Below are 512 nucleotides of genomic sequence, written 5' to 3' on the forward strand. Positions count from 1 at the left end.
CCTATACGTACTGAATTGAAGATTGCATCCCAAAGTTTGTCTAAGCTATTTGTTTCGCCTGGAAAAACCTTATCTGCCCACGCCTGACTTGGAGCTGCGCAGATGACCCAACTAACATCATCTTGCTGCTCTCGCCACTTTACCATGGCTTCTCCGCTTACTTTTTGGTAATTCGCAATACGATTTGGATCAGCTTTGGACAATAAATCTGGATCGTCGGAAACGATAAATAAAAATGCCGAATCCTTATCAATCAACTTCTCACGTTGAACTCGCTCCCATTCAGGAAACTCTGTAAAAACATCATCTGATGCTCTCAAATAGCGTGAGAGTGTGATTTCAGGATCACTATAGTCCACATACACATTTTTTGCACCTGCATTATAAGCCTCGCGAGCGACAGCTCTAGCAAACGGAATCGTATCCACACTAGCTCTTACATAAAGGATTTGGTTCGGTTGAACGTTTAATCCTACTTTTACAACCAATTCTGCATAGCTTTTTAATTTTTC

The 512-nt window shown here is 41.4% G+C and carries 1 protein-coding gene; it reads right to left on the reverse strand.

Annotated features, from left to right (window positions below):
- The coding region (locus AC3A54_RS25495) for an aminopeptidase (RefSeq protein ID WP_487656671.1) at window positions 1-512 on the reverse strand (512 nt) is incomplete at both ends.

This window comes from Neobacillus sp. Soil_C_43 (assembly GCF_057656715.1).